4 protein-coding genes are annotated in these 4790 nt (G+C 29.5%); 3 read left to right on the forward strand and 1 reads right to left on the reverse strand.

Going from position 1 to position 4790, the window contains the following annotated elements; all coding sequences use genetic code 11:
* A partial coding sequence (locus ACH2BC_RS13895; RefSeq protein WP_395054660.1) for a hypothetical protein occupies window positions 1-2592 on the reverse strand: 2592 nt, incomplete at its 3' end.
* Between the two features lie 295 nt (window positions 2593-2887).
* Here ACH2BC_RS13895 and surE point away from each other — a divergent pair.
* The 3 genes from surE to ACH2BC_RS13910 all read left to right on the forward strand — a co-directional run.
* On the forward strand, window positions 2888-3658 hold the full coding sequence (gene surE, locus ACH2BC_RS13900) for a 5'/3'-nucleotidase SurE (RefSeq protein WP_395054662.1): 771 nt from the start codon (window positions 2888-2890) through the stop codon (window positions 3656-3658).
* Between the two features lie 368 nt (window positions 3659-4026).
* On the forward strand, window positions 4027-4299 hold the full coding sequence (locus ACH2BC_RS13905) for a hypothetical protein (RefSeq protein ID WP_395054664.1): 273 nt from the start codon (window positions 4027-4029) through the stop codon (window positions 4297-4299).
* 1 nt (window position 4300) lies between these two features.
* Window positions 4301-4790 (forward strand): lipid-A-disaccharide synthase (locus ACH2BC_RS13910; protein WP_395054666.1); only part of this gene is annotated, 490 nt, incomplete at its 3' end.

Here is a 4790-nt window from a genome sequence, read left to right on the forward strand (position 1 = left end):
ACCATCTTCATAAAAATTTAAAAAACAACTTCCTGCAATTATACTTTCTGTAGTGCTTGGGTTTTTTACTTCTATAAAAGTGTTATCTCCACTTTCGCAATAGACTTGTGAGATGTATGGAGTTAAACAATTGGCTACTACATCAAAGTCATCTGATAAGGTTATTGGAGGACAACCTAAATTATCAGTATAGGTATAAGTAATGGTATGACTACCAAGAGCAAGATTATTTGGATTTAAAAAATACACACCGTTTACTAATGAAACACCATTACCACTAAAAACTCCATTTTGCGGAATGTTTCCTAAATAATTGGCTAAATCTAGTGTTGTTGTTTGGCATATTTGGGCTGGTAAGTTGAATTGGCCTTGTATTACAGGAGTTAAAGACACATTGTCCATATACCACCAAGAATTTGTTGCACATAAGTTACAATTTGGTGGTGCATCTGGTACAAAACTTCCCAAATAAAGAAAATTTTGTCCACCAACGCCACTATTAAAATTGATTGTAATCTCTTGCCAGTTACAAGTTGTATTGCCTAGAAATGAATTTGCATGGAGAATTTGAAAATTTAAATTATTAAAATTGAAACCTTGAGCAAGTACATTATTAGTTAATAACGCTTGAAATCTTATTGTTCCAGTATTAAAAGAAGTTTTTGCAACAAGAAATTTAATTTCATAATCTGTATTAGGAGTTAAAGGTTCTTTAAGATTAAATCTTAAATTTTCGCAACCACCTGTAAAAGTATTATCTAAGTAAAATCCAACAAAAGAATTGTTACCTATAGTTGGATCTGTTAAACCAATACATCCAAATTGAATAGGAACTAAACTAGGTGAAGGTAAATTAAAATCACCACTGTAATAATCTGGAGTGTTTCGTACAGAATTAACAGAGCAAACTAAACCTGTAAATACGCCATTCACTCCATTATTTCCAATATTGGGTATGTGTTGCTCTAAATTACCATTTATGACTATATTACAATTATTAGGAATACCACAAGTATTCTCATTAACAACAAAAACATAAACATACGTAATATTACCTCTATTACCAGTAACACTATCAAAAGGCACATAACGTAAAAGATGTAAACCTGTTTGACTACTTTGAAATGTAATTACAGTACTTGAATTACCTATTGCTGGAGTTACTGTTGTAGTTAGTTCATCATAATAAACATCTTGTAGGCATTCAAAACGTAAATTAGCAATGTCATTACTTGCAATGGAACTGTTTCCAAAATTGTAATTTGCATCATTTAAAAGAATATCTGTAATTAATATAGGTTGAGATGCATTTCCAAAAAATATTGGAGTACCAGATTCAAGTCCATCATTAATACCAGCTACTCTAGTACCATCACAACTTGTGCCACCATAATTAAAAGAACTTAAAGCAGCAGTTCCGCCATAGGTCGTTCTTAGACTGTACCCAATATCACAAAGCGCAGTGCGTTCTTCTGGTTTTAAAAATCTTTTTATTGTTCCTGCTGCATTGGCATTACTCATTACAAAATATTCGTCATTACCATTTGTTGCTCCAACTGTTGAACTAGTATAACATTGGTCTTCAAAATGACTAAGACTGCTTCCTATTTCAAAACATTTAGACGTGTAAATTGGTATAGGTATTGTGTTACTTCCCAAAAACTCTAATGTGGTAAGACACTCTGAATTATTACTTGGTGATGTAGCCAAGTTTCCAGTATCGGTACAACCTGGGTGCAAATTACCAGTAGAATTTATAAAGCCATTGTCATACATGGAACATTCATTATTTAAAGAAATTAATCTGTTACCATTATGGTCTCTCAAAAAAGTATCATACCTAGAATAATAATTGTAACCTGTAGTAAAATTAGAAGCGCCATTTACATTTATTAAACTTGCAAAACCTAGTGCGTGCGTAACTTCGTGTAAAGCAACAGTATATAAATCGTGCAAAGTAGTTGTAGTTAAATTCATGTTAGTATTCCAATTAAAATTGGTAAAATTAAACGCCATCATTCCGTGATAAAATGAACCACCACTAGTTGCGTTTCCACTTGTAGAAACTATTAAAGAAGATACATTAGTAAAAGAATCTACACCTGCATGAATGGTTTTCCAAATTTCATTATCTGCTATTCCACCATTTGAATTCATTGGTGTTTGCAATTGTGCAACATTATAAAATCCAGTTGCTAAACCAAGTGTTTGTGCATTTACGTTTGGAATTTCATTTATATTTCTTACCCATATATTAACTCTATTTCCAGTAGTTTTTAAAGGTGTATTTATCATGTTAGATAAATCTTGAAACACTTGACATAAAACAGCTCTTCTACTAGATTCTGCAATACTTGTACCTTCCATTCCTGAACCGTCTTCAAAATGAAGTGTAAATATTCCTGGATTGCAAGTTGTTCTACTTTCTAAAATGTCTCTAGTATTTCTACTTTTATGCGGACCAATAGTAACATCACTAAGCTGGTATTTATTACCATAATTATCAAATATTGTTTCTAATTTTCCACCAGGACTATAGTTGCTTTCAATGCCGTTATAATTTTGTGAAAACGCTGAAACAGAATAAAACAAAATTAAAAATAATACTAGCCAAAAATTTGTGCGTTGTGCGTTGTGCGTTGTGCGTTGTAAATTAATTTCATATTACTAATTTTTTATAATTCAATTGTAAAGTTATTAAAATATATATTATCTTACAAATAAAAAGCAATATATTTATTATATTGTTAATAAAAATCTTATTTATTAATACTTTGAATATTTTCTGAATTTAAAAACTATTTCATTTATGCTATTAAATAATCAAATTTTATAAATCTTTAAAAAAAAATTAAGCTACTTTTGTTAAACAATTTTAAAAAATAAAATGTCTAAAAAACCATTAATTTTAGTTACCAACGACGATAGTATTTCTGCTCCAGGAATTAGAGCTTTAATTGCTGTTATGAGTGAAATTGGCGAAGTTGTTGTTGTTGCGCCAGACAGTCCGCAAAGTGCAATGGGACACGCAATTACAATAAATAATACTTTGCATTTAAACAAAGTTTCTAAAGAAAATGCTGCAATTTTAGAATATAGTTGCTCTGGAACTCCAGTTGATTGTGTAAAAATGGCTATTAGCGAAATTTTACATCGCAAACCAGATTTGTGTGTTTCTGGAGTAAATCACGGTTCTAATTCGTCTATAAATGTAATTTATTCTGGAACAATGAGTGCTGCTGTTGAAGCCGGAATTGAAGGAATTCCTGCCATAGGTTTTTCATTATTAGATTATGATTGGAATGCCGATTTTGAACAAATTAAAACTTTTATAAAGAAAATTGCTTTGCAAGTTTTACAAAACGGACTTACAGAAGGAACTGTTTTAAATGTAAATTTTCCAAAGTTAAAAACTGATAAAATAAAAGGAATAAAAATATGCAGGCAAGCCAAAGCCATGTGGAAAGAAAAATTTGACAAGCGAGTTACTCCTTTTGGCAAAGAATATTATTGGTTAACTGGCGAATTTATAAACCAAGATAAAGGCGAAGATACAGATGAATGGGCATTGGCAAACGATTATATTTCTATTGTTCCTGTTCAGTTTGATTTAACTGCACATCATTCTATTGCGACATTAAATACTTGGGAGTTTTAGATCAGTTTTGAGTTGTGAGTTTTGAGTTGTGAGTTTTGAGTTGTGAGTTTTGAGTTTTGAGTTTTGGGTTGCGGAATTTAGAATTTAGGATTTGGAATTTTGAATTTGGAATTTGGAATTTGGAATTTAGAATTTAGGATTTGGAATTTGGAATTTGGAATTTGGAATTTGGGATTTGGAATTTGGAATTTTGAATTTAGAATTTAGAATTTAGAATTTGGAATTTGGATTTTGGATTTTGGAATTTTGGATTTTGGAATTTTGGAATTTGGAATTTGGAATTTGGAATTTGGAATTTGGAATTTGGAATTTGGAATTTGGAATTTGGAATTTGGAATTTGGAATTTAATTTAATTTAAATACTATAAATGAGAAAAATAGATTTGTTAATTGGTTTTTTTATTGGAGTTTTAACTACTATAATTGGTACTGTTTTGTTTTTACTTTTATTTACAAACTTTACTAAAATAGAAGACATTGCAATTATTAGACAAGAAGGAATTTTAGGAAAAGTAATTACACTTGGTGCGATTTTAAATATTTTTATTTTTTTTATTTTGCTTAAAAACAATAAAGAATTAATGGCTCGTGGTGTAGTTTTAGCCACAATTATTCTAGCAATTTTAACTGTAATTTTATAAAATGAAGTATTATATTATTGCTGGAGAAGCATCTGGAGATTTACATGGATCTAATTTAATGAAAGAATTATTACTTCAAGATGCTAATGCAACGATTAGATTTTGGGGTGGAGATTTAATGCAAAATGTTGGCGGAACTCTTGTAAAACATTACAGTGAATTAGCTTTTATGGGATTTGCAGAAGTAATTTTAAATTTAAAAACCATTTTAAATAATATTAAATTTTGTAAATCTGATATAGAAAAATTCAATCCAGATGTTATTATTTTTATTGATTATCCTGGTTTTAACATGCGAATTGCAAAATGGGCAAAAGCAAAAAAAATTAAAACTCATTATTATATTGCACCACAAATTTGGGCTTGGAAAGAAAATAGAATTAAAGCTATAATACGCGATTTTGATAAATTATTTGTAATTCTTCCGTTTGAAAAAGATTTCTTTGAAAAGAAACATAATTTTTCTGTAAATTTTGTTGGTCATCCATTAA

The organism is Flavobacterium sp., assembly GCF_043760115.1.
Taxonomy (GTDB): Bacteria; Bacteroidota; Bacteroidia; order Flavobacteriales; family Flavobacteriaceae; genus Flavobacterium.

Excerpts from the sequence above, each read along its gene's own strand:
- surE (WP_395054662.1), top strand. The coding sequence starts at position 2,888 with ATGTCTAAAAAACCATTAATTTTAGTTACCAACGACGATAGTATTTCT.
- ACH2BC_RS13905 (WP_395054664.1), top strand. The coding sequence starts at position 4,027 with ATGAGAAAAATAGATTTGTTAATTGGTTTTTTTATTGGAGTTTTAACT.